The sequence below is a fragment of the Rhizobium sp. BK379 genome, from assembly GCF_014193955.1.
Taxonomy (GTDB): Bacteria; Pseudomonadota; Alphaproteobacteria; order Rhizobiales; family Rhizobiaceae; genus Rhizobium.
In genome coordinates this window covers 1,694,290-1,718,343 of the sequence record NZ_JACIAD010000001.1, presented here as the reverse complement: position 1 = coordinate 1,718,343, position 24,054 = coordinate 1,694,290, and the positions used below count along the sequence as shown (strand labels likewise).

Below are 24,054 nucleotides of genomic sequence, written 5' to 3'. Positions count from 1 at the left end.
AAGCCGAAACAAAAGAGCCGGTCGAATACCGGCTCTTTTTAGTCGAAGAGGCTCGAGACGGACTCTTCCTGTGCCGTGCGGCTGATGGCTTCGCCGATCAGCGGTGCTGTCGTGACGACGCGGATGTTGTGGGCCGAGAGGACGGCCGTCGTCGGCTGGATGGAATCCGTGATGACGAGTTCGCGCAGCTTCGACGACGTTACGCGGGTGACCGCGCCGCCGGAGAGCACGCCATGGGTGATGTAGGCGGTGACGCTGGAAGCGCCCTTGGCGAGCATGGCGTCGGCGGCGTTGCAGAGCGTGCCGCCGGAATCGACGATATCGTCGATCAGCAGGCAGTCCTTGCCGGTGATGTCACCGATGATGTTCATGACTTCGGATTCACCGGGCCGATCGCGACGCTTGTCGACGATGGCCAGAAGACAGTCCAGCCGTTTGGCGAGCGCGCGGGCGCGCACCACGCCGCCGACGTCAGGCGAGACGACCATGACGTTGCTGAGGTCATAGTGGCTCTTGATGTCGCGCGTCAGAACGGGCAGGGCGAAGAGGTTGTCTGTCGGTATATCGAAGAAGCCCTGGATCTGACCGGCATGGAGGTCAAGCGTCATGACGCGGTCGGCGCCTGCTTCAGTAATCAGGTTTGCGACCAGCTTGGCGGAGATCGGCGTGCGGCCGGAGGCGCGACGATCCTGGCGGGCGTAGCCGAAATACGGCAGCACGGCGGTGATGCGGCGGGCTGACGAACGACGCATGGCGTCGATCATGATCAGCAGCTCCATCAGGTGGTCATTGGCAGGAAAGGCGGTCGGCTGCACGAGGAAGACGTCCTCGCCGCGGACATTTTCCTGGATTTCCACGAAGATTTCCTGGTCGGCAAACCTTCGGACACTGGCTTTCCCTAAGGGAACATTGAGATAGTTGCAGATCGCTTCGGCGAGTTGCCGGTTCGAATTGCCTGCGAAAACCTTCATCTTGGTCCGCCTGTTATGCGCTGATAGCCGCGCTTTTTAGCCAGCTTCCCGGTGAATGCAAGGGCTAAGGCATCACATACTTTTATATTTATAAAAAGCTTGTGACTAACCGCCCTGGCTTTGCCGCCAGGATGTAAATTCCGAAATCGTTTTGGAGGCGATCTGCTGCATCACGGAGGCGGGCACGCCGGCCCAGGGATCGGTCGCCGCCGTCGGCACGCTTTCCTGTCCCTGAATGCGGTGCAGCCGGCCGCCGGCATTGTCCAGCACATCCCAGACATAGACCACGGTGACCTTGCCTTCGTCGCTGAAGGCGGAGAGGTAACCCTTCAGAATATAGTCGCTGCTGGTGTCGTTGGAACTCTTGATGGCAAGGCCATGGGCGCGGGCTTCCGTCCCGAGCTGGCGGGACAGCGGGGTCACGGCCTGCACCGGCGCACCGATGATGGGCAGGAAGCGCACGGTATTGCCGCGCGCCGACGTCGATGAAGAAACGGACGGATCAAGCGCTGCCGTCTGTGTCGGCTGACGCGACGGCGGTTGTTCGGCAGCGACGGTCGGTGGCGCAAGCGACCCGCTTTCGATCGGTCCGGACGCAGCGGGCGAAGAGCCGTTGCGGGACAGCGCATCGGCTTGGGCCTGCATGGTCGTCGGCGGAGCGCCGGTGCCGGGCCGGTAGGTCTGCGCCTGATAATCTGGCTGGGTCGGATATGTCTGCTGGCTATAGGCTGGCGTATAACCGTTCCGACGGGGTGCGGCTGGAAATGTCTGCTGCGGCGCTCCGGCCATGCGTTCGGCTTCGCCCTGCGTCACCGGTGTGGATGAGCGCTGGTCCGTCGAGGAGTCGCCGATTTCCATCGGCGGCGTGAGCGTCAATGCATCGGTCGTGTTGCAAGCAGAAAGCAAGGCAAGACAGATCAGGAGCGTGGGCGCAGTCGCAACTCGCGTCATCCCTCGGTTCGTCCCTTCCCACGTCAGCATCAGCCCCGTGCGAATTTATGGGGGTGGGGGGACCTGTCTGTCAATTCCGGATTCTTGCCGGTGATTGCAGAACTTAGGCGCCGATGAAATCCAGCGGATGGCGCGAAAGCGCACGCGGGCCTTCATCTGTCGTCAGATAGGTCTGTCCGAGCGTCATGGCCGTACCAGTATCGGAATCGGCGATGATCATGTGCACGAAGAGCGACATGTTGGCCTCGATCGGCTGCGGGTTGCCGGCATGGAACATCTGATGCTCCATCCAGGAGGGCGAGAAACGGGCTCCCAGCGAATAGCCGCAGGCATTGAGGCGATGGCGGGCGAGGCCGCGCTCGTCCATGATCCTTGCATGCATGTCGAAGACATCGCCGAAGGTGTGGTCGGGCTTCAACACGGTCTCGATCGCCTGGATCGTCTCGAGGCAGGCATTGTAGAGCTCGCGGTGGCGGTGTGTCGGCTCGCCGATGACGATCGTGCGCATCATGGCGGCATGATAATGCGCGTAGGCGCCGGCCCATTCGAGTGTCAGCTGGTCATTGGCATCGAGCTTGCGACGGCCAGATTTGTAGCGGCAGAGCAGGGCGTCGGCGCCTGAACCGATGATGAATTCGTTGGCCGGATAGTCGCCACCACCGGTGAAGACCGCGCCCTGCATGGCGGCAAGAATATCGGCTTCGTCGGCGCCGGGCTTGGCCAGGCGGATCGCAGCATCCAGCGCGTCGTCGGCCAGCACGGCCGCGTGCTCGACATAGGCGATTTCGGTCGGGCTCTTGATGAGGCGCAGGCGGCTGACGAGGTAGGAGGCGTCACTGATCTGGCCGAAGGTCGTCAACTGCGCGTCGACCAGCCGGGCGACGCGGCCGGTCATGCCATGCGTGTCATATTCGACGCCGATACGGGCGCCGAGCAGGTCCATTTCGACCAGCAGATTCTTGAGATCCATCGTCGGGTCGGCGTTGACGCGATCGACCCAGACATGGATGTCCTCGATAACGGAGGTGTGCCGGGCCTGGCGCAGGTCGGCCGAGCGGGTAAGGAGCGCCATGGTGCCGTCAGCCTTGACGACCAGCGTCTGGAAGAAGCAGTAGCCGAAGGTGTCGTAGCCGGTCAGCCAGTACATGCTCTCTTGTGCAAAAAGCAGCAGCGCATCGAGCTTTTCTTCCTTCATCTTGTCCGTCAGGCGGGCGAGGCGGCTGGCGAATTCAGCCGGTTCGAAATGAAGTGCCATGCTGCTTACATCTCCCTGATGCTTATCGCCGAAATCTGGCGGCCGTAATCCGGCTCCTTTTTATGTGTGGTCCGGCGATAGGAAAAAAAGCGCTCGCTGTCGGGATAAGTGCAGACCCCCAAGCTTTCGGCGCGCACGCCGGCGTTTTTCAGCCGTTCGACGGTCAGTGCCGGCAGATCGAACATTGCATGGCCCGCTGACGGGGAGGGGATGAAGTAGCGTTCGTAGGTCGGATCATAGGCAAGGAAGCGCTCGACGAATTCCGGGCCGACCTCGTAACTTGCCTGGCTGATCGAAGGGCCGAGGCAGGCGACGATGTTGTCCCTGGTCGCGCCAAGGGCCTCCATGGCATCGATGGTGTTTTCAAGCACGCCGGTCAGCGCGCCTTTCCATCCGGCATGGGCCGCGCCGATCACCCGAGTTTCCGGATCGGCAAACAGGATCGGGCCGCAATCGGCCGCAAGCACGCCGAGCGCGATGCCCGGTGTTGCCGTGACCATGGCATCTGCCTGCGGCCGGTCGCCATCATAGTCCGGTCCGATTGTGACGACATCGGGGGAATGGACCTGATGGACCGTCGCCAGCCGCTCGACCGGCAGGCCGAACCAGGCGGCGACGCGTCTGCGGTTCTCCTGCACATTTTCGCGTTCGTCATGCGAGCCAAGGCCGACATTGAGGCCGCGATAGATTCCCTGGGAAACGCCACCCGCACGGGTGAAATAGCCGTGGCGGATCGTGCTGCCGGCCGCGTCGTTCAGCAGCGCGCTTTCGATCGGTGCCGGAGAGTCCGCATCTGTCATGTGATATTCCGGTTTTTTGGAGAGGGATCGACGTCGTCTCCGCCGGCTCTTGTCCGGCGAAGCACTGTCATTTGCCTGGATGTTGGCGAGCGCGACGTTGTCTGTCAATCCACCGGGCGGAACGGCATCAGGTCGATTGCCGGATGCGAGACGGCCAGCACCTTGAAAAGTTCGCCCATGCGGCCTTCCCCAGCTCCTGCCAAACGGTCGACGGCGCTCTGGATGATCTGCTGAGTATGCGGCTCGCGGTCGCGGCCGAGTGCGGCGGCGCGCTCAAGGATGCCAAGGCCGGTCAGGAAATCGCCCTGATGCAGCGCGCCGTTGATGTGGAGACCGGCGGACGCCGCCGTTTCTGCCAGCTGCTGGAAATCGACGTGGCTTGTGAGGTCCGCTTCCCCGGGATGGGCAAGCGGCGGATCAAACTCATGCATGCGCACGGCCTGCAGCGTATCGCCGAAGCCGGTGACGAGGTGTCCGTAGTCGATTGCAAGCGCCGTGCCGCTGAAGGCCCGCAGCCTTTCGCAGACGGCACTCATGACCGCCTGACGGGCAGGCGAAATCTCAAAGAGCGTGCCGACGGGGACATTCTGCGCGGGCTCCGGCAGCAGCGCCGGATCAATGCCGGCGACGCCGGCGGCAAACATCAGCTCGCCATCGGCATCGAGACCGACCATGCGTTCACGGAAGCCGGTCGACGTGCGGATGAACTGGCGGATCGGGATCGCGTCGAAGAGTTCATTGGCGACCATCAGGGTAAAGCCCGGCGGTACTTCGTCGAAGCCGGCATGCCAGCTGATCTTGCCGTCATAGGCTTCCAGCGCCTGGCTCTGGACATCGCGCAGGCGTTCGCTGGTTTCGACGAGATGGATCGTCATGTTGTCGAAGAGCGGCGGAGCGATACGTGAAATCACACGCAGCATGTCCGCCATCATCGTACCGCGGCCCGGGCCGATCTCGACCAGGCGAACGCCAGCAGGCGTTGAATGGCGCTGCCAGGCGTGAACGACGAAAACGCCGATCATTTCACCGAAGAGCTGGCTGACTTCAGGCGCGGTGACGAAATCGCCGGAGCGGCCGAAGGGTTCGCGGGTGCGATAATAGCCGTGTTCGGGATCGGCCAGGCAAAGCGAAAAGTAGTCGGTGACGCTGATCGGCCCGTTTGCCTGGATGATCGTCTTGATCTTTTCGCCCAAAGCGGTGGTCATGGCAACAATTCCGGTAGCTTCAGTGCTGCAAGGCAGCGGCCTGTCGGCGGGCGCGGAAGATCGCCCAAAGGCCGAGCAGGATCATCGGGGACGACAGGACCATTCCCATCGTCAGCCAGTTCGTTCCCAGCAGGTAGCCGAGCTGCGCATCCGGCTCGCGGAAGAATTCCACGAAGATGCGCGAGAGCGCGTAGCCGCAGACGAAGACGCCGGTGATCAAGCCAGGACTTTTCAGCGCCTTGGGGCCATAGACGAGGGCGGCAAGGACGAGGAGCAGCACGATACCTTCAAGGCCGGCTTCGTAGAGCTGGCTCGGATGGCGGGCAAAAGGGCCTCCCGTCGGAAAGACCACTGCCCATGGCACATCCGTCAACCGGCCCCAGAGCTCACCGTTGATGAAATTGGCGATACGGCCGAAAAACAGGCCGCAGGGCACGACAGTCGCGACGATATCGAAAAGGTTCCAGATCGGAATGTGGTTGCGGCGAGCAAAGAGGATCATGGCGATCGTCGTGCCGGCCAGGCCGCCATGGAAGGACATGCCGCCGTTCCAGATCTGCACGGCGCGGATCGGATTTTCAATAATGGCGCCGAGGTCGTAGAAAAGGATGTAGCCGATGCGCCCGCCGAGAACGATGCCGAGTGCGGCCCAGACGATGAAGTCGTCGAGCTGGGCCCTTGTTATTGGCGATTTATTGTCCGGCCAGAGCGCATCGTTTGCCGCGATACGCCGGGCATAGGCCCAGCCAAGCAGGATGCCGGCGACATAGGCCAGGCCGTACCAATGAATCGCCATTGGGCCGATCGAAAAAGCGATCGGATCGATATCAGGGAAAGGCATTATAGCAAGAAGATCAGCGGCTATCGGCAAGGTTTTCCCACCCGTTGAGATGCGCGGAACATGACCCTGCGATCTCTGGGGGTCAAGTGCATTGTTCGTCACGGCCCTGCGCGCAAGGGCTTATCCCGTGTAAAGCGCTTGCATCCTTAACGGCGAAGCCCTACCTCCATTTCAGAGGCCGCAGGGCCTGATATTCACGTCGTGCGAAGGGAGATATACGCCATGACGACCGGAACGAACCGCATCATGGATGAATTCGCCAAGCTGATGACCGATGCCGCGGGGGCCGCGCAGGGCGTGCGCAAGGAAGTCGAAACCGCCTTCAACGCCCATGCCGAGCGCTGGCTGAACAGCATGGATGTGGTCAAGCGCGAGGAATTCGAAGCCGTGCGCGAAATGGCTATCAAGGCCCGGGACGAGAACGAGGCGCTCGCCGCCCGCATCGCTGTGCTTGAAGCCAAGCTCGCCGCAAAGGGCAAGTGATCTCAGCTTAAAGAAGATGCTGTATAAGGTGCGGCGTGGCCCATATGTAACATGCCGCATCCTCGATAAAAAAATCGGGTGTGATTTTTCACCTGTGGACACTGCCAAAAAAGCCAATGGGCAGAGTCTTTTACCTCCCCCGCTGAATCTGATTCCATAAGTGCTTTCCACAGCAGGTCCGGCCAAATTTCCGTGAAGGGGGCTGGCAGGCCGCGAGGGCCATTATAGACTGATTTTAAATGATGATTCGAAGCGAATGGTAAGCTCCGGGCAGGTTCACTGCGTTAGTCTGGCAGCGGTTCAACGATCATCCCCAGTGGTTGTTTCCGGTATTGCGTGTGTCTCGTTTTGTGTTTTTCACGAAGTTAGGCCGCATTCATTCCGGTCAAGAAGGTGCTGCATGAGCCTTATGGAATTGGAAGTCGAACGCCAGTCGAACCCGGTCGACATGATCGAGTACGTGGCTTCAAACAATGACTGGGCCTTCGAGCGCTCCGGCGAAGACGAGATCGCGATGACGGTCGAGGGCCGCTGGGCCGACTATCACGTCTCCTTCTCCTGGATGGAGGAATTCGAAGCGCTGCATCTCGGCTGCGCCTTCGACATCCGGGTTCCTGAAATCAGGGTCAACGAGGTGGTGAAGCTGCTCTCGGCGATCAACGGCCAGGTGCTGATGGGTCATTTCGACCTGTGGCGCCAGGAAGATGTCGTCATCTTCCGGCAGTCGCTGCTGCTTGCCGGCGGTGCCGAGCCCACCAATCGTCAGGTCGAGGTGCTGCTTTCGAGTGCACTCGACACCTGCGAGGCCTATTATCAGGCTTTCCAGTTCGTCGTCTGGTCCGGCATGGAAGCCAACAAGGCGATGGAGGCCGTACTCTTCGAAACTGTCGGCGAGGCGTAACATGCCTGCGATTACCTTTTCCGCCACCAATCCGGTCGTCCTCATCGGGGCCGGCAATATGGGCGGAGCGATGCTTTCGGGCTGGCTGAAGAGCGGAGTTCCGGGCTCTGCTGTCGTCGTTGTCGATCCTGGCCCATCGCCGGCGATGATGTCGACGATTGCCGATGCCGGCGCCGCGCATGTCACTGCCGCTCCTGCCGATCTTAAAGCCGGCGTCTTATTTCTTGCGGTGAAGCCGCAGGTGATGGAAGCCGTGCTTCCCACGGTCAAAAGTGTCGTCGGGCCTCAGACAGTGGTGGTTTCGGTCGCGGCCGGCAAGACACTGGCCTTTCTTGAAAAGCATCTCGGCGAGGCGGCGATGGTGCGCGCCATGCCGAACACGCCTGCCATGATCGGGCGCGGCGTGACGGGCGCCTTTGCCAATGCGCGTGTCAGCGCCGAACAGCGCGATGGCGTCAATGCGCTTCTTCGTGTCTCCGGTCCTGTCGAATGGGTGCCTTCCGAATCCGATATCGATTCCGTGACGGCGGTCTCCGGCAGCGGGCCTGCTTATGTATTCTATCTCGTCGAGTGCATGGCAGAAGCAGGCCGCAAACTTGGCCTGCAGGCGGACCTTGCCATGCGTCTTGCGCGGGAAACTGTGGCGGGGGCTGGTGAGCTGCTGCACCAGTCCCCCGACGACGCTGCGCGCCTGCGCCAGAATGTGACCTCTCCCGGCGGTACGACCGCTGCCGCTCTTTCCGTGCTGATGGCGGAAGACGGTATGCAGCCGCTGTTCGACCAGGCGCTTGCGGCAGCTCGCAAACGCGCCGAAGAACTTGCCGGCTGAGAGGCGGTCATGGCCGAAGAGATAAGCTTTGGAGATTTCGAGCGCGTCGACATTCGTGTCGGCACGATCATCGAGGCAAATCCATTTCCGGAAGCACGAAAGCCGGCGATCAAGCTTCTGATCGATTTCGGCCCCGAGATCGGCGTCAAGAAATCTTCGGCGCAGATCACGATTCATTATTCGCCGGAACGGCTCGTCGGGCGGCAGGTGCTCGCCGTCGTCAATTTTCCACCGCGGCAGATCGGTCCGTTCCGCTCGGAAGTGCTGACACTCGGTTTTGCCGATGAGAAGGGCGATATCGTCCTTGCTGCGGTCGAGCGGCCGGTGCCGAACGGCCAGAAGCTGATGTAGGTCGTCAGACTTCCCTATCGTCGACCGGCATCGCGGCAAGCAGCCTCAGTGAATGTCGCGCGAGAGCGGATCGCCCATCGTGAAATCGTGAAAGACGGCTTCGAAGCCGGCACGCTGCGGTGAACAGAAGACCGGGCCGACCAGCACTTCCTCGAGGGCCGGATCGAACCAGGCGAGGCGGGCCATGCGCCATTCGTCCATAGTGTCCGTACTGTACTGAATGAACAGGGCGTCGCCGTTGCGGGTGGCGCGGATCGATATGGCATCGAAATCATGGCCTATGCGGAAAGCCGACCAGTCTGAATTGCCGTTCGTAACCACGGTGCTGAAGTGCCTGGCCCCGTCGGTATATTCGATGCCGCATTTCATCCAGTGCTTCTCATTGGCGCGGATCATCAGGCCGGCCTGATCGTAAAGCGCTTCGTAATTGCCGGAGAAGGTAACCTCGGCGGTGAAGTCACCCTTGCGGCTTTCATGCAGGAAGTGACCATCGTCGCGATGGAAGCCGTAATAGGTGCCCTGCCAGAAATCGGTCTTTTCGCCGGAGCGGACATGGAGCGCGCCGTCGCACTCTTCAAAGAAGGGCGGCGGGTTCAGCCAGCTCATGTGCTTCATGATTAGATCTCCTTCAGGAAGGGATTTTCACGGCGTTCGTCACCGATGCGGCTTCCCGGGCCGTGACCACAGATGAAGCCGACATCGTCGCCGAGCGGCAGCACCTTGTCCCTGATGGAGTCCAGAAGCTGGCGATGATTGCCGCCGGGCAGGTCCGTGCGGCCGATCGAGCCGTTGAAGAGCACATCGCCAAGATGGGCGAATTTCTGCGCACGGTTGAAATAGATGACGTGGCCCGGCGCATGGCCCGGCGTGTGATAGACCTCAAATTCGTGAGAGCCGAAGGAGATCTTGTCTCCATCCTTCAGCCAGCGGTCGGGCACGACATTCTGCAGGCCCTCGACGCCGTATTTCGTGGCCTGAGTTTCGATGCGCTGCAGGAGCGGCAGGTCGTCCTCGTGCGGGCCGACGATATCGACGCCGAGCTTTTCCTTCAGTTCCTTGGCGCCGCCGGCGTGGTCCAGATGACCGTGGGTCAGCCAGATTTCCTTGATCTTCAGGCCGTGCTCCTCGATTACCCCGACAATGACCGGGACGTCGCCACCGGGATCGACGACCACCCCTTCCTTCGTATCGGGATCGAAGAGAATGGTGCAGTTCTGCTGGAAGGGGGTTACCGGAATGATGCCGGCCTGGAGCATGCCCATGAATGCCTCGTTTCGTCTTTTCAATCGCCTGTCTCTATAGGCGCAATTGCGGTCGAAGGCAGCCGGAATTTTCGGCTGGTTCACGCGGAAACGACAGGTCGCAACAGGAATTTATCGGGTTCGGGAGAGTTGCGCGGCTTCGACTTGTGGACGCTTTATGAAGCGATTTCAAATGTTTGCCACTGTCTTCTTTACGCCATTCTTCCGCCTTGCCTGATGCCGCGGAACAACCACGCAACCCGCGCGTTGTCAGCCCATCGCAACAAGGAGACCTTACAATGACCTTGAAGAGAAACCTTTTGCTGGCAGGCGCCTTTCTGGCTGCGAGTGCCGGCCTTGCTCAGGCGGAGATGGTGGCGACGTCCATCAACGACCTGAACATCCGTTCGGGGCCTGGTCCGCAATATCCGTCCGTCGGTCTTGCCACGCGTGGCTCGACCGCCGTTCTCGATGGCTGCATTGAAGGCAGCCGCTGGTGCCGCGTCGATGTGAATGGCGTGCGCGGCTGGGTCTATGCCGAATATCTGCAGGTCGATCAGGGCGGTTCTCCCGTCATCGTAGAGCAGCATCGCGGCGATCTCGGTGTGCCTGTGGTGACCTATGAGACAACCGCCAGCGTCGTGCCGGCAGAGCCGATGCCTGCGCCAGGCGACGAACTCATTGGCCCGGTCGGCTCGGTCGAGACCATCACGCCACCGGAGGAAGTCCGCACCTATATCGACACGACGCCGGGGCAGGCGGTACAGCTTGGCGGTGATGTGGTCGTCGGCGCCGAAGTGCCCGCGGACGTAACCTTCCAGACGATTCCGGATTACCAGTATCGCTACGTGCGCATCAACGATCGACCGGTGCTGGTCGACCCGGGCACGCGCCGCATCGTCTACGTCTATCAATAAGCGGCAGAAGTGACAGGCGGCCTTCGGGCCGCCTTTCTCATATGTCACAGCTCCCGCGTGGGTTGTTATGTATCTCTACTTCCTCTCTGGAATATGATAATATTCTAACATGTCATCCGGTGATGGCATGAGTCGGCGATCGGGGAGATCGCCAGAGGAGGAAATGATGGAAGCTCTACTTCCGCTCATCACACAAGTGATTGCAGGGGCAGTCGGCGGCAATGCTGCGAGCGCCGCACTGAAACAGACGGCGATCAACGTCGTTGCTCGAACGATTGCGGGCGCAATTGGCGGTATTGGCGGCGGCATGCTGCTCAGCATGCTCGGCGGTGAAGCTGCAGCGACCGGGCTGATCGCCGACGGTATCGGCGGGCTGATCGGCGGCGGCATCCTTTCGACGCTTGCCGGGCTGGTCATGGCCAAGGCACGCTGAAGGTTCGGCACGCCCGACGCAGGACAACCAAATGGCCCGTGGACGACACGTCTGGCTGGGCTGTCATGATTGGCGACTGATTTATTCGGCAGCGATTGCCGCGGCCGGATAGATTTCCTCCATGGGTTGCTCCTCAAGCGTTCGGAGATGGTCGCCGGCGCGATGCTACAACCGATTCCGGATACGGGAGTAATTTCCGCGCCCGTAGGACGCATCCGGAGAAGCCGCTTGGCTCTTCCGGGAAGATTGATTGTTCGACGGCTTCAATGCCGCGGCGGCCGGTGAACTTGATCACCGTCTGCGGGTGTGCCGGTCCTCAAACAGGCCGGGATGGACCTCGATTGCGGTTCGCCTGACACAAAACGCCATCGCAGCTGCGCCATGCGATCGGCCGCAGATCAGAATGCATCCTCGCCTCTCCCGGCGCTTTTGCGCCATGTCAGTTGATTGTTGTCCCCATTACGTTCTATCCACTGACGTTGGGGGAAATTGCGCGTTGTATTGGAGATTTGCCGGGCGGGCTTTAGTTTCCGGAAGGAGGAGTCCGTGCGAGGCCTCCTGCAACGTCCGGGGAAGCGACCACCGACGTAATGCCAATAAGGCGGGCATGCTTTTGTGCAAGCTTCGCTATATCGCGCCAAGAGGAAGGGAATGCCGAGTGCCACGACAGACCAGCTCGAAAGCAGGCAAACCTGAGCCGCTGGCCACGCCGATGGAAGATACCGGGATCATCGATTTCGAGATCATCGAGCTGTTCTTCTTCGCTTATCGTGACTTCGTATCCGATCCCGACGCCATTCTCGAAAAGAGTGGTTTTGGTCGCGCGCATCACCGCGTCGTACATTTCGTCAACCGAAATCCGGGAATGACGGTCGCCGATCTGCTCGATACGCTGAAGATCACCAAGCAGAGCCTTGCAAGAGTGCTGAAACAATTGATCGATTCAGGCTATATTCGGCAGGTGGCAGGCCCGGAGGATCGCCGACAGCGCAAGCTCTATCCCACCAAATCGGGCAGGGAGCTGGCTCTGGCGCTCGCCGAGCCGCAATCACGCCGTATTGAACGGGCATTCGGGGGATCTACCCCGGAGGCACGGGAGGGCGTAAAGGCATTCCTCAGAGGCATGCGAGACAGACAGAAGGCGGATTGAATGGCGGTCAAGACAGGCATTTCCGATGACGCGGCGCATCTTCTCGTCGTCGACGACGATACCCGTATCCGTGCGCTCCTGAACCGCTACCTGACGGAAAACGGTTTTCGGGTGACCATTGCCTCTGACGGGGCGGAGGCGCAGCGCAAGCTGGAAGGGCTCGATTTCGACCTGATCATCATGGACGTGATGATGCCCGGCGAATCCGGCATCGAAGTGACACGCGGGCTCAGGGCCGTGAAGAACGTGCCGATCATCATGCTGACGGCGCTTGCAGAATCCGACAGCCGTATTGCCGGGCTTGAAGCCGGAGCCGACGATTATCTTCCCAAGCCCTTCGATCCGCGCGAACTTGTCCTGCGCGTCAACAATATCCTGCGGCGCAACAGCAGTGGCGATACGCCGAAGATCGAGCAGATCATGTTCGGTCCTTACACCTTCTCGCTCACGCGCAAGGAGCTGAAGAAGGCTGCGGAAGTGATCCGCCTGACGGACCGTGAGCAGGAGATCATGCTGCTTTTTGCCCGCCGGGCCGGCGACACGATCCCGCGCCACGAGCTGATCGGAGACGATGCCGAAGTCGGCGAACGTACGATCGACGTGCAGATCAACCGCCTGCGCCGCAAGATCGAGGATGATCCCGCCAATCCGGTCTGGCTGCAAACGGTGCGCGGGATCGGATACAGACTGAGTATCGACTGAAACGACGGGTTCGGGACCGGCGCAAATGGTGACATTCGACAGCTTGCGGCGGGAAGACCGCTCTCCTGCACCCGGCTGGCGCTGGTTCGTCCGCTGGCTGCGCCGGCGATTGCCGACGGGTCTCTATACGCGTTCGCTGCTGATCATCATCATTCCGATGGTGCTCCTGCAGTCGGTCGTCGCAGCCGTCTTCATGGAACGTCACTGGCAGATGGTGACGGAGCGGCTGTCGCTCGCCGTGACCCGCGATATTGCCGCCATCATCGAGGTCATCGACACCTATCCGCAGGATGCCGATTACAGCGACATAACCCGCATCGCCCGCGACCAGCTCAGCCTGCAAATTTCGATCGAGCCGGATGGCGATCTGCCGCCGCCGCGCAACAAGCCGTTTTTCTCGATCCTCGACGGCATCCTGAGCGACGAGATCACCGATGAAATCCGCCGGCCGTTCTGGATCGATACGGTGGGCAATTCCAATCTCATCGAGATCCGTATCAAACTCGACAATCGCATCCTGCGCGTGATCACGAAACGCAGTCAGGCCTATGCATCGAACACGCATATTTTCATTCTCTGGATGGTCGGCGCGTCACTTGTGCTGATCGCCATCTCGATCCTGTTCCTGCGCGGCCAGATCCGGCCAATCCTCAATCTCGCACGGGCGGCGGAAAGTTTCGGCAAGGGGCAGAAGGCGGACAATTTCTATCCACGCGGCGCCGATGAAGTGCGGCGCGCCGGTCTTGCCTTTATCCTCATGCGTGAGCGAATCGAGCGGCAGATCGAGCAGCGCACGGCGATGCTCTCAGGTGTCAGCCACGACCTTAGGACCATCCTGACACGCTTCAAACTGCAGCTGGCGCTCGCCGGCGAGAATCCCGATCTTGCCGGCCTCAACGAAGACGTCAACGACATGCAGACCATGCTGGAGGCCTACATGGCCTTTGCCAGGGGCGAGGTCGAGGAGGATGTCGGGGAGCTGAAGCTCAGTGAAGTCTTCGAGAAACTCGAGGCCGATTTCGACCTGCACGGCAAGGCGCTGACCTATTCCATCGATGGCGAGGACCATATCGCCGTGCGCCCCAATGCCTTTACGCGGCTTGTTACCAATCTGGCCTCGAATGCAAGGCGTTATGCCGATACGCTTCATATCGAGGCCAAGCATAGCGCAAAGTGGCTGACGATTGTCTTTGACGACGATGGCCCCGGCATCCCCGAGAAGTATCGGGAGGACGTGTTCAAGCCGTTCTTCCGGCTGGACAGTGCACGCAATCTCGATGCCTCGGGTACCGGTCTCGGGCTCGCCATCGTCAGGGACATTGCCCGTAGCCACGGCGGCAATATCACGCTCGGCGACAGTCCGCTTGGCGGGCTGAGGGCGACGGTGCGTATTCCGGCTTAGCGGCTGGCTGCAGGTTTGGCGGCGTCAAACTCATTGAGGTGGACGACGATCCAGCGCCAGAGCGAGACGACCTGCGTCAGCAATTCGCGGCCAAGCGGCGTCAACTCATATTCGACGCGCGGCGGTACCTGCGGATAGAGCGTGCGGATGACGAGGCCGTCGCTTTCGAGCGTGCGCAATGTCTGTGTCAGGACTTTCTGGCTGATATCCTCCACCCGCTCCAGCACTCTTGAAAAGCGTAGAGGCCCGTTCGCTTCCGAAAGCACGTGCAGGACGCGTAGCGGCCATTTTGCAGCGGCACGTTCCAGCATCTGCCGGGCTCGCGCATCCTGCTCATCGCTCATGTTACGACAGAAATCAAAGATGTCGTCTTTCATTACAGTTACCTTCAGGTTTGTATAGATCCATTGGGTACCTTCTTTCTAAAGGAAACAATAGATCCTAAATGGATTGAGAACCGAAAAGGAGGTTTCCCATGTCAAAGATTTGGTTGATTACCGGAAGTTCGCGTGGCCTTGGCCGCGCGCTCGCGAATGCCGTGCTTGAGGCCGGCGACAAGCTGGTCGCGACGGCGCGCGATCCCGCCCAGCTTGCCGATCTTGTTGATGCGTATGGCTCGCGCGTTCTCGCCCTGGCGCTCGATGTGACCGACGAGGCGGCGGCGGAAGCGGCTGTGAAGACCGCGGTCAATACATTCGGCCGGCTCGACGTGCTGGTCAACAATGCCGGTTACGGCAATGTCGCGCCGATCGAGGATACGAGCCTTGCCGAATTCCGGGCGCAGATCGAGACCAATCTCTTTGGCACGATCATCATGACCAAGGCGGCGATCCCGGTCATGCGCGGGCAGGGGGCAGGCCATATCATCCAGTTCTCCTCCGTCGGCGGCAGGATCGGGCCTGTCGGGCGCGCGCCCTACGCGGCAGCGAAATGGGGCGTTGAGGGCTTTTCCGAAGTGCTTTCCAAGGAGGTCGGGCCGCTCGGCATCAAGGTGACGGTGATCGAGCCCGGCGGCTTCCGCACCGACTTTGCAGGTTCATCGACGGCGATCTACGAAGGCCGTCCGGAATATGCCGAAACGGTCGGCGCCATGGCGGAATATCAGCGCAACTATAATGGCCGCCAGCCCGGCGATCCGGCCAGGGCGGCCGCCGCGGTGCTGCATATCGCTTCGCTCGATACGCCGCCGCTGAGATTGCTGCTCGGCAGCGATGCGGCCGCAGCCGTGGAAAAGGCGGATGCAGCGCGAATGGAGGCCGATCGCAACTGGCGTGTCGTCAGCCAGTCGACCGATTTCGAACAGAGCGGCGATGCCCGGCCCATGCCTTGGGATAAGAAGGCCGGCTGAGGTGCGGACAAAAGAAAAGCGCCGCATTGTGGCGGCGCTTTTCGTCAAAACATCTTCAGCCGATCAGCTTGCGACGCAGAAGTGCTCGCGACCGTCATTGCCGACATAGGTGCCGCTCTGCGGATCGAAGCTGCGATAGCGATAGGAGCAATAGCGTTGCCACTGGGCGCTCCAGGGTTCCATGGCGCTGACGGGGCGTCCGTAAACCGGGCGGCCATAGGCCGGCTCGGAATAGACGGGTTCGGAGTAGACGGGACGCGCGCGGTAGACCGGCGGCGGAGCATATTCAGGCTCATAGACCGGCGGGTCGATGTAGCGGCGCTCTTCATATACCGGGCCGTTGTTGGCATTGGCGATGGCAGAGCCGACGATCAGGCCGGTCGCAAGGCCGACAGCGCCGCCGACCAGTGCATCGTTGCCGTGGTCGTGGCCATGACGCCAGTAGCGATCTCCAGCCGAAGCTTCACCGATAGCTGCGAGGGTCAGGGCAGCGGCGGTTGCTGTCAGAAGAATGGTCTTTGCAAGCCTGTTCATCGCGTAAAATCCCAGTATCGGAAACCGGAAGCGGTCCCTTCTCTATGGTTCCGAAACTAGCGGCGGCATGCTGAATGGAGTCTGAACGACAAAACCCGGCATGGCTGCCGGGCTTCAACTCGATTCCACGCCTATGCGAGGGTTCAGCCTGAAATCTGCAGATTGACGGCCTTCGGGCCCTTGCCACGGCGATCCGGCTCTGTGTCGAAGCTTACTTTCTGGTTTTCCGTCAGACCGGCCAGGCCGGAAGCCTGAACGGCAGAAATGTGAACGAAGATATCGGCGCCGCCCTTGTCCGGCTTGATAAAGCCGAAGCCCTTGTCGGTATTGAAGAATTTTACAGTGCCAGTCTCGGCCATGCCTCAGGTCCTTTTGTCTCCGCCCGCCATCCACACGGGCAGCATTACGCTATTGCCTTCTCGCGAAGACGCTGGCAGGCAGATCTTGAAATGTGAGAAAAAGGTCCCCTCTACCTCCACCGGTTCCAGGCAGGACTTAACGCCCGCTTTCATTGGGACCGGCTGACCGGAATATTAGCGTTTCCGGCTCGCAAATTCTTAAGGACTTCCCATGCTCGCAAAATGCCCGAACGCGCGAAGAGTGCTGCGTTTGAAGGATTTTGGCAAGCAAAAGTTTTTTAACGGGTTCCTAAGAAGACCCCCGCAAATATGGCCTGTTTTCGCAAAAACGCCAAAAAATCCTCGTCGGGAGCAATTGATTAACGTTTTATATCGTCTGCAATATAAGTTCCGGGCAGATTTTACCAAAAATGCAACGCTAGCGCGTCTTGTTGTTGGCTTAAAAAAAATTTCAGATGGTACTGAACGCCCCATAAATGGACGCGTGTTCAGGCCGTGGGGGAGCGGCGGCGGGTCATTTCGGGCACGAGCTCGACTACAAGCATAGCGATAAACATCAGCGCACAACCTATATAGCCGAGTGGCGGCATGCTCTCGCCCAAAAGAAGTGCGGCAAGCGTGGCGCCGAACAGCGCTTCGGCGGAGAGGAAGATCGCCGCTTGTGATGGCGTCGTGTAGCGCTGGGCGACGACCTGCAGCACGAAGGCGACGCCCGAGGAGAAGATACCGACATAGAGGATTTCGGGTGCAGCCACGCGGATATCTGTCAGGCTCACCGGTTCGAAAAGGGCGGCGATGATGAGCGCACAGGCTGCCGTGACCGCAAACTGGGCGCTGGACAGTGCAAGCGGCCGTCCCGTTTCGCTGACCGTCGTTCCGGCAAGCGTGATCTGGATCGACCAGAAGACGGCGCAGACGACCGTCAGCAGATCTCCCACCGTCAGGGCCGAAAGCTGGCCGCCCGACAGCATGTAGATGCCCGATACGGCCATGATGGCGCCCGGCCAGATGATCCAGTGCGGCGAGCGGCGCAGGAAGAAGACTGCGATCAGCGGCACAAAGATCACATAGAGCCCGGTAATGAAGCTGGAATTGGTGACGGTCGTCGTCTGCAGGCCGATCTGCTGTGTCGAAGCACCGCCGAAGAGCGCCAGCCCGATCATCAGATAGAGGCCGAGATGCCGGTGGCTGGTTGCGACCTTCGCCTTGCGCGCTTCGATCAGTGTGAAAGGCAGGGCGGCAAATGCGGCGATGGCGAAGCGCAGGCCGATGAACCAGAAGGGGCCGATCGCCTTCATTGCCGTCGACTGCGCGACGAAGCCGCCGCCCCAGATGGCAGCTGCAAGCAATAGAAGGAGGTTCGCCTGAACGCGCGTCATCTCGCCCTCGATGTTCGGGAAGCATTTAAGAGTTGTGTTGCCGGGTTAGCAGGCGCATCTCTTTTCGACAAGGATGGGAATTCCTCAAATGGTTCGGAGGCACGGATGAAGCGGCAACTGATTGCGGCCGTTACGGCAGCTGCCCTGGCTGGGCCCGGGAATGTTTCGGCCGAGGCTTCATCACCCGTCCGGCCGATTGCACACTTTGCCGATTTGCCCGATGTGGTGCGCGCGGATGTCGAGCCCGATGACGGCGACTGCCACATCGAAGAGCAGCGGCTAGCCTATGGCGATGCTTTCGAAGTGACCGGCGAGACCGGGAAGAGACTGATCATCGTGCCTTGCGGCCAGTCCGGCGCCTACAACATGCCTTTCGCGATCTATGGCGGTTACGGCGACCGGATTTCTCGAACGGTCTTTCCGCTGAAGTTTTCGGAAACGACCGGCGATACGGCCGTCAATATCCGCTACGACGCTGCGGAAGGACGCTTCACCTCTTTGCTGAAGGGGCGCGGCCTGGGCGATTGCGGCAGCTATTATGCGTGGCGTGCCGCCGGGCTCGATAGCACGGATTTTCTCGTTCTCGAGGAAGTGCGCATCAAGGAAGAATGCGATGCCAGGGCCGACGGCGGTCCGGCAACGTGGCCGCTCGTGTGGAAGCGCCAATGACGACAGGCTATTCCGGCACGCCGCTCGCAAAGAAGCTGGGGCTTAAAGCGGGGCAGGCGGCTTTGCTCGTCAATGTCCCCGATGGGCTGAAGGAGATCGACGAGTTCGAGGGCTTTGTTTCGGTCGCACGTATCTTATCGCAAGGGTCTCATCGGCAGTTCGACTATGTCCATATCTTTGAGACGCAGCGCGCGGTGCTGGAAGACATGGCAGCGGCTTTGTTTTCCGCGATCAAGCCGGATGGCATGGTCTGGATATCCTGGCCGAAGAAGAGTTCGAAAGTCCCGACCAGCATCACCGAGGACGCCCTTAGGGAGGTCCTGTTGCCGACAGGTCTCGTCGACGTCAAAGTCTGCGCTGTCGATGATGTCTGGTCCGGGCTGAAATTCATGATCCGCAAGGAGTTGCGGAACGCGCTCTAGCCGGCCCGGCTTTCAGCGCGGGAAACCCGGAGCAGTTCGCCGTCATTCTCGTCGGTCACCATCAGCAATGCGCCATCGGGGGCGACGATGACGTCCCGGATGCGGCCATAGTCACCCTCAAACAAGCGCTCCTCAGCGGTGAAGGCGCCGCTCGAATCCCGCTGCATGCGGGACAGCAACTGGAACTTCAGCGCTGCGACGATGAAATTGCCGTTCCATTCCGGAAACATCTTGCCGCGATAGACGACGAGGGCGCCCGGGGCGATCGACGGGTCCCAGTAATGCAGGGGCTGTTCGAGGCCCTCCTTGGCTGTTCCTTCGCCGATCTTGGCGCCGGAATAATCGCGGCCATAGGTGATAACAGGCCAGCCGTAATTCTTGCCGGGTTCGGGATTGTTGATCTCGTCACCGCCACGCGCGCCATGTTCGACAGTGTAGAGCTTGCCGTCGGCGCTGTCGAAAGTGATGCCCTGCGGGTTGCGATGACCCTTGGACCAGATTTCCGGCAGGACCTTATTGCTATCCTTGAAGGGATTGTCGGCGGGAATGCTGCCATCGGCGTTGAGATGGACGATGGAGCCGGCATCATCCTTCCAATCCTGCGAGCGGTTGCGGTTGCCGCGGTCGCCGACGCTGATGAACAGCGAGCCGTCTGGGGCGATCGCGATGCGCGAGCCATACTGGATGTTGCCGCGGGTAAAGCGCCGCATGGTGAAGATCGGCGTGACGTTCTCGAGGCTCTTTTCATCCGGGGAAAGTGTTGCGCTGAACGCCTCTGTGCCCGAACCCCGGTCGCTGGCGGTTGCAGCGGTCAGATAAAGCTTTCGGCTGGTCGCGAAATCCGGGGCGAGGGCGACATCCATCAGGCCGCCCTGGCCCTGGGCGCTGACTTCTGGCACGCCGCGGATCGGATCGGAAACCTTGCCGTCACGGATGATGCGGAGCCGCCCCGGTCGCTCCGTGACGATATAGCTGCCATCGGGCAGGACCTCGACCGCCCACGGATGCTCGAGCCCTTCGGCGAGCTTTTCGACTCGAACCGAAACTTCCTTTGTCCTGACAATGTCTCCAATCTGGGCAAGGGCTGGCCCCGAAAAAGCCATGGCCCCGCCGAGGAGCAGGATAAAACGGAATGGCGAGATCGTATCCATCATATTCCCCGTCGTCATTTTGAGGGGAAGTTGGCGCGGGGCATGGGGCGCTTCAACCGCAATCGCCGCTCATAACGGTTTTGTGTTCTCGGGTTGAACGAGTGCGGGTCAGTTGATTATGCGGGGAGAGAAGCGGATATCGAAATCGGCATCCTGCAGCTCCGCACTCATCATCCGCTGTGTGATGAAGCCGGTGCGCTTTGCTTCCGCTTTCAGGAAGAGGCCGCAGCCGATCAGGGCCATGCCGTAGAAGGCGAGGCAAACGATGCCGACGGCGACCAGTTTTTCGACGACAGAAAGCCCGGGGAGGCGAGGTCTCGGCGGTGAAGGCGGGGCCTCATGGGCAGACGCGGCAGCCATTGCCAGTTCGAGATAGGTCGGCAGCGGCTCGAACGAGCCCGTTTCCTCGGTCCAGCCGGACCGCTGCGGCTTAACGGACATGGCGCGGCCCCTCCGAGAGACGGCCCTTGATGCGGCGCAGCCAGATGGCAAGTCCGTTCGCGGCGACGAACGCGGCCAAAAGTACGGTTGCGCCATCAAGGATCTTCTGATCGGCATAGGACGTTTTGAGGGAGCTGGAGGCCATGGCCGGCCCTGCTTCGGCGGCCGAAAACAGGCAGAACGTCGCGACGATGCAACTTGCAAAAGCAATGACTGCCACCATCAGCGATAGGGAAACCCGGATTGCACGCAGGCGTTCTGCCGCGCGTTCGTCTTCCAGAAACATGGTATGCCCTCAATAACCAGTGTCGGATGGCGGAGAATATCGTTTCGATCTCGGCACTCTCACGACCGAATTGCGGCGCGCCACGGCATTTGTTGCGGCTTATTCATGGCAAATGGTAAACGGGCGATAACCTTGATTTTTAGTAATAAATTAGGGCCGACCTCAGAAATTGAATCAACTTCCCGTGTGCGTGGGTCGGCCACCCGCAGCGCCACTTCAAAGCTCCATTCAAATTTCCAGACGCAGATGCGGCAATTGATCAATAAGAATCATCGCGGCAATCATGCCTTTGCGCTTGAAATGATGTCATACATTGGACATAGAGCTTAGCGCAGAACTCCGGTCCCGGCCTTCTGCCCGTTTCAACCTTGTAGGACCGATATCATGGCCTTCCTTGCCGATGCCCTTTCCCGCGTGAAGCCTTCAGCCACCATCGCCGTTTCTCAGAAAGCGCGCGAACTGAAAGCAAAAGGACGCGACGTGATCGGCCTTGGCGCCGGCGAGCCCGATTTCGATACGCCCGAGAATATCAAGAAAGCGGCGATCGACGCGATCAATCGCGGCGAAACGAAATACACGCCGGTATCCGGTATCCCCGAGCTGCGTAAGGCGATTGCCGCCAAATTCAAGCGCGAGAACGGTCTGGAATATTCCTGGGAGCAGACGATTGTCGGCACGGGCGGCAAGCAGATCCTTTTCAACGCCTTCATGGCGACGTTGAACCCCGGCGATGAAGTCGTGATCCCCGCGCCTTACTGGGTATCCTATCCCGAGATGGTGGCGCTCTGCGGCGGCACACCGGTTTTCGTTTCGGCCACCCAGGAGCATAATTTCAAGCTCCAGCCCGCCGATCTCGAAAAGGCGATCACGCCGAAGACCAAGTGGTTCATCTTCAATTCGCCGTCCAACCCGACGGGCGCTGCCTATACGCATGACGAGTTGAAGGCACTGACGGACGTGCTGATGAAGCATCCTCAGGTCTGGGTGCTGACGGACGACATGTACGAGCACCTGACCTATGGTGACTTCAAATTCGTCACGCCCGTCGAAGTCGAGCCCAAGCTCTACGACCGCACGCTGACGATGAACGGCGTCTCCAAGGCCTACGCGATGACCGGCTGGCGTATTGGTTATGCGGCAGGCCCGATCCAGCTGATCAAGGCCATGGACATGATCCAGGGGCAGCAGACATCGGGTGCGACCTCGATCGCCCAGTGGGCGGCCGTCGAAGCGCTGAACGGCACACAGGACTTCATCCCCGAGAACAAGAAGATCTTCGAAGGCCGCCGTGACCTCGTCGTTTCCATGCTGAACCAGGCCAAGGGCATCGTCTGCCCGGTGCCGGAAGGCGCCTTCTATGTCTATCCGTCCTGCGCCGGTCTCATCGGCAAGACAGCCCCGTCCGGCAAGGTGATCGAGACGGACGAGGATTTCGTTTCCGAACTGCTGGAATCGGAAGGCGTTGCCGTCGTTCATGGCTCGGCCTTCGGCCTCGGCCCGAACTTCCGCATCTCCTATGCGACGTCGGAAGAATTGCTTGAGGAAGCTTGCCGCCGCATCCAGCGCTTCTGCGGCGCCTGCAAGTGATCGGCAGCATCAGCCCTATCGAAAAGCCCGCCAGAGATGGCGGGCTTTTTCTTTGTCTCACTTTTTGATTCAACGTGCTTCGAAAGCGATTCCGCTCTTGGCGCTAAGTCGCTGATTTCAGGTTCAAAGTCCGATCGCCGTCAGCATGATGAACGTGGCGAAGAGGATGAAGTGTGTCATGCCTTCGATGGCATTGGTTTCGCCGTCGTTGAGGTTGATTGCCGCGGCGATCAGCGTGACCATGACCATCACCGTCTGGACCGGCGACATGGCCATGATGAACGGCTGGCCGGTATAGAGCGCGATCGCTTCCATGACCGGCACGGTGAGGATCACCGTCGAGAGGGATGCGCCCATGGCGATGTTGACGGTTGCCTGCATGCGGTTGCGGAGTGCGGCCCTCAGGGCCGTCAAAATTTCAGGAGCGGCGGATATAGCGGCAACCACGATCGCGGTCACGGCCACAGGAGCACCGCTATCCCGCAGGCCCTCATTCATGAAGCCCGACATGAACTCGGCGAGCGCACCGATGATGACCACGCCGATCAGGATGATGGTGATCGAGGTCGCGACCGACCCCTCGTCGTGGTGTTCTTCGGGACGCTCCTTCTGCCGTTCCGAGCGTGGATAGCTGTAGGAAAAGAAATAGCTGTGCTGCCCGACCTGCATGCGTAGGAAGAGGCCGTAGAGGGCGATCATGGCAATGATGGTGAAGCCGGAATAATAGTGCCATTTGTCGTCGGGCACGAATTCCGGAACGATCATCGAGATGCCCATGGCGGTCAGGATCATCACGCCATAGGTCTTGCCGGAATTGTCGTTATAGGGTTGCTCGCCATGTTTCAGGCCGCCGAGCAGCGCGGCCAGGCCTAGGATGCCGTTGATATCGAGCATGAGCGCTGAATAGATCGTATCGCGCACGAGCGTTGGCGACGTTTCCTCGCCGCTCATCATGATGGCGAGGATGATGACTTCAACGGCGACGGCCGAGAGCGTCAGGATCATGGTGCCGTAGGGATCGCCGACCTTGACGGCCAACAGTTCGGCGTGATGGGCGACGCGCATGGAGGCGAGCACAATGGTCGCGATCAGAGCGGCGGCCGCGACAAGCGCCATGGTCCGGCCGGCCTCCATGACCGAATGCTCCAGCATGTAGGCGATGATCGCGACCACGACCGCCACGATCAAGAATTTTTCTTCCTTAAGATGCAATGCCATGTCTACCGCCAGCGCCGAGTTTGATTCCCTCCGGGAATCTAAGCCGGTGATTTTTCTAGGCAAGCAGAGTCGTAACTGATGGAATTTGCAGTCTGTGACGATTAATGAAATACTGCTTTTCATACGGCAGCCGAACCCAGATCGCGGCGTCCTCGAAATCTTCTCAAGCGGCCCGCGCTGAACCGGACATGATCCGGGAGCCTACGGATGCGCAACGAGAAGAAAGAG

At 60.3% G+C, this 24,054-nt stretch carries 29 protein-coding genes; 13 read left to right on the top strand and 16 right to left on the bottom strand.

Going from position 1 to position 24,054, the window contains the following annotated elements:
- Positions 1-38: 38 nt before the first annotated feature.
- From FHT93_RS08810 to lgt, 6 genes are all read right to left on the bottom strand, one after another.
- Positions 39-971, bottom strand: a complete 933-nt coding sequence (locus FHT93_RS08810; protein WP_007824382.1) for a ribose-phosphate pyrophosphokinase — start codon at positions 969-971, stop codon at positions 39-41.
- A 105-nt stretch (positions 972-1,076) separates the two neighbouring features.
- Positions 1,077-1,922 carry a hypothetical protein gene (locus FHT93_RS08805; protein ID WP_113016503.1) on the bottom strand — a complete coding sequence of 282 codons (846 nt, stop codon included), beginning with the start codon at positions 1,920-1,922 and terminating at the stop codon, positions 1,077-1,079.
- A 103-nt stretch (positions 1,923-2,025) separates the two neighbouring features.
- Positions 2,026-3,177 (bottom strand): Xaa-Pro peptidase family protein, encoded by a 1,152-nt coding sequence (locus FHT93_RS08800; protein WP_183847133.1) that lies wholly within the window; start codon positions 3,175-3,177, stop codon positions 2,026-2,028.
- Between the two features lie 5 nt (positions 3,178-3,182).
- Positions 3,183-3,977, bottom strand: coding sequence for a peptidoglycan editing factor PgeF (gene pgeF / locus FHT93_RS08795; protein WP_183847131.1), 795 nt, complete (start codon positions 3,975-3,977; stop codon positions 3,183-3,185).
- Positions 3,978-4,081: 104 nt separating this feature from the next.
- Entirely contained in the window at positions 4,082-5,182 is a 1,101-nt protein-coding gene (locus tag FHT93_RS08790; RefSeq protein ID WP_113115258.1) for a class I SAM-dependent methyltransferase, read from the bottom strand.
- A gap of 19 nt (positions 5,183-5,201) precedes the next feature.
- Positions 5,202-6,053, bottom strand: a complete 852-nt coding sequence (gene lgt, locus FHT93_RS08785) for a prolipoprotein diacylglyceryl transferase (protein ID WP_183847128.1) — start codon at positions 6,051-6,053, stop codon at positions 5,202-5,204.
- Between the two features lie 192 nt (positions 6,054-6,245).
- On the opposite strand from lgt, the gene FHT93_RS08780 reads away from it, so the two are divergent.
- The 4 genes from FHT93_RS08780 (at position 6,246) to FHT93_RS08765 (ending at position 8,587) form a co-directional block, all read left to right on the top strand.
- The gene (locus tag FHT93_RS08780; RefSeq protein ID WP_112543575.1) at positions 6,246-6,506 is read left to right on the top strand and encodes an accessory factor UbiK family protein; all 261 of its coding nucleotides are present in this window, start codon (positions 6,246-6,248) and stop codon (positions 6,504-6,506) included.
- 400 nt (positions 6,507-6,906) lie between these two features.
- Positions 6,907-7,407 (top strand): YbjN domain-containing protein, encoded by a 501-nt coding sequence (locus FHT93_RS08775; RefSeq protein WP_112543576.1) that lies wholly within the window; start codon positions 6,907-6,909, stop codon positions 7,405-7,407.
- Between the two features lies 1 nt (position 7,408).
- The gene (proC, locus tag FHT93_RS08770) at positions 7,409-8,236 is read left to right on the top strand and encodes a pyrroline-5-carboxylate reductase (protein WP_112543577.1); all 828 of its coding nucleotides are present in this window, start codon (positions 7,409-7,411) and stop codon (positions 8,234-8,236) included.
- 9 nt (positions 8,237-8,245) lie between these two features.
- The gene (locus FHT93_RS08765) at positions 8,246-8,587 is read left to right on the top strand and encodes a tRNA-binding protein (RefSeq protein ID WP_112543578.1); all 342 of its coding nucleotides are present in this window, start codon (positions 8,246-8,248) and stop codon (positions 8,585-8,587) included.
- 45 nt (positions 8,588-8,632) lie between these two features.
- Here the strand turns inward: FHT93_RS08765 and FHT93_RS08760 are convergent, their stop codons facing one another.
- Positions 8,633-9,202 carry a DUF1349 domain-containing protein gene (locus FHT93_RS08760; RefSeq protein WP_183847126.1) on the bottom strand — a complete coding sequence of 190 codons (570 nt, stop codon included), beginning with the start codon at positions 9,200-9,202 and terminating at the stop codon, positions 8,633-8,635.
- Positions 9,203-9,204: 2 nt separating this feature from the next.
- The gene (locus FHT93_RS08755; RefSeq protein ID WP_113016510.1) at positions 9,205-9,849 is read right to left on the bottom strand and encodes an MBL fold metallo-hydrolase; all 645 of its coding nucleotides are present in this window, start codon (positions 9,847-9,849) and stop codon (positions 9,205-9,207) included.
- A 278-nt stretch (positions 9,850-10,127) separates the two neighbouring features.
- Here FHT93_RS08755 and FHT93_RS08750 point away from each other — a divergent pair, with 278 nt between their 5' ends.
- The 5 genes from FHT93_RS08750 (at position 10,128) to FHT93_RS08730 (ending at position 14,432) form a co-directional block, all read left to right on the top strand.
- Complete coding sequence (locus FHT93_RS08750) at positions 10,128-10,745, top strand: DUF1236 domain-containing protein (protein ID WP_112543581.1); 618 nt, start codon at positions 10,128-10,130, stop codon at positions 10,743-10,745.
- A gap of 166 nt (positions 10,746-10,911) precedes the next feature.
- Entirely contained in the window at positions 10,912-11,178 is a 267-nt protein-coding gene (locus FHT93_RS08745; protein ID WP_112543582.1) for a hypothetical protein, read from the top strand.
- Between the two features lie 658 nt (positions 11,179-11,836).
- Complete coding sequence (locus tag FHT93_RS08740; RefSeq protein ID WP_113016511.1) at positions 11,837-12,328, top strand: MarR family transcriptional regulator; 492 nt, start codon at positions 11,837-11,839, stop codon at positions 12,326-12,328.
- Entirely contained in the window at positions 12,329-13,030 is a 702-nt protein-coding gene (locus FHT93_RS08735; RefSeq protein WP_112972225.1) for a response regulator transcription factor, read from the top strand.
- A gap of 25 nt (positions 13,031-13,055) precedes the next feature.
- On the top strand, positions 13,056-14,432 hold the full coding sequence (locus FHT93_RS08730; RefSeq protein WP_112543585.1) for an ATP-binding protein: 1,377 nt from the start codon (positions 13,056-13,058) through the stop codon (positions 14,430-14,432).
- On the opposite strand, the gene FHT93_RS08725 is transcribed toward FHT93_RS08730, so the two are convergent.
- Positions 14,429-14,836 carry a helix-turn-helix domain-containing protein gene (locus tag FHT93_RS08725; protein ID WP_112972226.1) on the bottom strand — a complete coding sequence of 136 codons (408 nt, stop codon included), beginning with the start codon at positions 14,834-14,836 and terminating at the stop codon, positions 14,429-14,431. The two genes, FHT93_RS08730 and FHT93_RS08725, sit on opposite strands and share 4 nt — an antisense overlap.
- Positions 14,837-14,907: 71 nt before the next feature.
- Between FHT93_RS08725 and FHT93_RS08720 the strand changes: the two genes are divergently transcribed.
- A complete protein-coding gene (locus FHT93_RS08720) occupies positions 14,908-15,780 on the top strand; it encodes an oxidoreductase (protein WP_183847124.1) in 873 nt (290 codons plus the stop codon).
- 63 nt (positions 15,781-15,843) lie between these two features.
- Here FHT93_RS08720 and FHT93_RS08715 read toward each other — a convergent pair whose 3' ends face one another.
- The 3 genes from FHT93_RS08715 to FHT93_RS08705 form a co-directional block, all read right to left on the bottom strand.
- Positions 15,844-16,314: a BA14K family protein gene (locus tag FHT93_RS08715; RefSeq protein WP_112543588.1), complete on the bottom strand. Its 471-nt coding sequence runs from the start codon at positions 16,312-16,314 to the stop codon at positions 15,844-15,846.
- Positions 16,315-16,457: 143 nt separating this feature from the next.
- A complete protein-coding gene (locus FHT93_RS08710) occupies positions 16,458-16,673 on the bottom strand; it encodes a cold-shock protein (RefSeq protein WP_007824341.1) in 216 nt (71 codons plus the stop codon).
- A gap of 488 nt (positions 16,674-17,161) precedes the next feature.
- Positions 17,162-18,052, bottom strand: coding sequence for a DMT family transporter (locus FHT93_RS08705; protein WP_183847122.1), 891 nt, complete (start codon positions 18,050-18,052; stop codon positions 17,162-17,164).
- Between the two features lie 105 nt (positions 18,053-18,157).
- Between FHT93_RS08705 and FHT93_RS08700 the strand changes: the two genes are divergently transcribed.
- Together FHT93_RS08700 and FHT93_RS08695 are read left to right on the top strand one after the other, a co-directional pair.
- Positions 18,158-18,721, top strand: coding sequence for a DUF1176 domain-containing protein (locus tag FHT93_RS08700; RefSeq protein WP_183847120.1), 564 nt, complete (start codon positions 18,158-18,160; stop codon positions 18,719-18,721).
- A complete protein-coding gene (locus FHT93_RS08695) occupies positions 18,661-19,143 on the top strand; it encodes a DUF3052 domain-containing protein (RefSeq protein WP_112543591.1) in 483 nt (160 codons plus the stop codon). Before FHT93_RS08700 ends, FHT93_RS08695 begins: the two co-directional genes overlap by 61 nt.
- Here the strand turns inward: FHT93_RS08695 and FHT93_RS08690 are convergent.
- The 3 genes from FHT93_RS08690 to FHT93_RS08680 form a co-directional block, all read right to left on the bottom strand.
- A complete protein-coding gene (locus tag FHT93_RS08690) occupies positions 19,140-20,294 on the bottom strand; it encodes a PQQ-dependent sugar dehydrogenase (RefSeq protein WP_183847118.1) in 1,155 nt (384 codons plus the stop codon). The two genes, FHT93_RS08695 and FHT93_RS08690, sit on opposite strands and share 4 nt — an antisense overlap.
- A 108-nt stretch (positions 20,295-20,402) precedes the next feature.
- Positions 20,403-20,735, bottom strand: coding sequence for a sortase (locus FHT93_RS08685; protein WP_183847116.1), 333 nt, complete (start codon positions 20,733-20,735; stop codon positions 20,403-20,405).
- Positions 20,725-21,021: a hypothetical protein gene (locus FHT93_RS08680; RefSeq protein ID WP_113208170.1), complete on the bottom strand. Its 297-nt coding sequence runs from the start codon at positions 21,019-21,021 to the stop codon at positions 20,725-20,727. The genes FHT93_RS08685 and FHT93_RS08680 overlap by 11 nt, the downstream gene beginning before the upstream one ends.
- A 384-nt stretch (positions 21,022-21,405) precedes the next feature.
- Between FHT93_RS08680 and FHT93_RS08675 the strand changes: the two genes are divergently transcribed.
- The gene (locus FHT93_RS08675) at positions 21,406-22,608 is read left to right on the top strand and encodes a pyridoxal phosphate-dependent aminotransferase (RefSeq protein WP_007824321.1); all 1,203 of its coding nucleotides are present in this window, start codon (positions 21,406-21,408) and stop codon (positions 22,606-22,608) included.
- Between the two features lie 123 nt (positions 22,609-22,731).
- Here FHT93_RS08675 and FHT93_RS08670 read toward each other — a convergent pair whose 3' ends face one another.
- Positions 22,732-23,826, bottom strand: coding sequence for a calcium:proton antiporter (locus tag FHT93_RS08670; RefSeq protein ID WP_183847114.1), 1,095 nt, complete (start codon positions 23,824-23,826; stop codon positions 22,732-22,734).
- Between the last annotated feature and the right edge of the window lie 228 nt (positions 23,827-24,054).